At 56.2% G+C, this 2,186-nt stretch carries 1 protein-coding gene; it reads right to left on the bottom strand.

Annotated elements, in window-relative coordinates:
* Window positions 1–2,186: DNA-directed RNA polymerase subunit beta' (rpoC, locus tag ACOSYY_RS08135; RefSeq protein WP_421661768.1), on the bottom strand; the 2,186-nt coding region annotated here is incomplete at both ends.

Genomic DNA, 2,186 nt, shown 5'->3' with positions numbered 1-2,186 from the left:
AATTTCTGGCCGACGGCCACCGGATCACCGTCCTTGATCTTGATCTTGGCCCCATACACGACGGGGTACTTCTCACGTTCTCGTCCACTGTCGTCGACTATCGCAATCTTCGTATTGCGATTCATGACGACCCATTCACCTTCTTTATTCCGCACCGCGATACCGGCATTGTGAATATCGGCATTCTTTTTGGCATCGAAACTCATGAATTTGATTCGTCCGGCATGCCTCGCCTCAAGCACTGTTTGCTCGACGACCTTACTAGCCGTACCCCCGATGTGAAAAGTCCGCATCGTCAACTGCGTGCCTGGCTCGCCGATTGACTGTGCGGCGATGACACCGACCGGTTCACCTTTTTCCACCAGACGACCTCGCGCCAGATCGCGGCCATAACAGGCTCGACATACACCACGCGGCGATTGACAGGTCAGCACGGATCGAATCTTGACACGATCGACTCCGGCCTCAACGATCGACTTCGTCAGCTCTTCGTTGATTTCCTCATTCCAAGACACGATGATTTCCCCCGTGACGGGGTCACGAATATCCTCTGCCGCCAAGCGACCGAGGACACGTTCCTCCAGCGGCTGGATAATTTCACCGCCTTCCACTAAGGCGCTGACGATAATGCCGTCGCGTGTTCCGCAATCGATCTCGTTGATAATGACGTCCTGAGCGATATCGACCAGTCGCCGAGTCAGATAACCTGAATTGGCGGTTTTCAGCGCCGTGTCGGCTAGACCCTTACGAGCGCCGTGAGTCGAGATGAAGTACTGCAACACCGTCAACCCCTCACGGAAATTGGCGGTGATCGGCGTTTCGATGATCTCACCGGACGGCTTGGCCATCAGACCGCGCATACCGCCCAACTGCCGTATCTGCTGCGAGCTGCCTCGAGCGCCGGAATCAGCCATCATGAAGATCGGGTTGAACGATTCAGCCTTCGCTGGATCACCTCCGGCGCCGAGTTCTTTCATCATCTCATTCGCCACCTGCTCAGTGACGTGAGCCCAAATGTCGATCACCTTGTTGTACCGTTCACCGTTCGTAATCAAGCCCTCTGAATACTGCTTCTCGATCTCGTTCACTTCGCGCTGTGCTTTCCCGATGAAATCTTCCTTCTTACTCGGGATATGCATATTGTCGATGCAAATCGACAAGCCGGCCCTGGTCGCATAGGCAAAACCAATGTCTTTGATCTTATCCAGAAACTCGACCGTGTCTCGATGGCCAGTCTGGCGATACACGGCGTCAATGAGTTTCGTCATCTCCTTTTTGGTCATGAGCTTGTTCGCATTCGCGAACGGCAAGCCTAGAGGAAGGATTTCGGACAGCAAGACACGACCGACGGTCGTCTGCACCAGGGAACCCATCAGGCGCACCTTGACCCGCGCATGCTCTTCCACTTCTCTCGCGTCAAAAGCAATCCGGACCTCTTCCGGAGACCCAAATACCTTTCCCTCGCCCTTGGCGCCTATCCGCTCTTTCGTCAACCAGTAACAGCCCAACACCATATCCTGCGACGGCACCGCAATCGGCTTGCCGTTGGCCGGGGAGAGAATGTTATTGATGGACATCATGAGCACCCGTGCTTCAACCTGCGCTTCGACCGACAATGGGACGTGCACCGCCATCTGATCCCCATCGAAATCTGCGTTGAATGCCGCGCAGACCAGCGGGTGCAATCGAATCGCCTTGCCCTCCACCAACACAGGATCGAATGCTTGAATGCCCAACCGATGGAGCGTCGGGGCTCGATTCAGCAATACCGGATGCTCTCGGATCACTTCGTCAAGGACATCCCAGACCTCCGGCCGTTCCTTTTCGACCAGCCGTTTGGCGCTCTTAATAGTAGTGGCCGCCCCCCTGGCTTCCAGCTTGTGGAAGATGAACGGCTTGAACAATTCCAGCGCCATTTTCTTCGGCAGCCCGCACTGGTGGAGGCGTAACTCCGGGCCGACGACGATCACGGTACGGCCGGAATAATCGACACGCTTCCCGAGTAGGTTCTGCCGAAATCGCCCCTGTTTCCCCTTCAACATGTCGCTCAACGATTTCAACGGACGTTTGTTCGGGCCACGAATCGCGCGCCCTCGGCGGCCGTTGTCGAAGAGGGCATCCACCGCTTCCTGCAACATCCGCACGTATCGCTCTCGGTCCCCGGCGCGGTGACCCTGGTCCAATCG

It is taken from the genome of Nitrospira sp. BLG_2, assembly GCF_049222245.1.
Note: the sequence above shows the minus strand (reverse complement) of the source record. Positions and strands in the feature narration are given on the sequence as shown.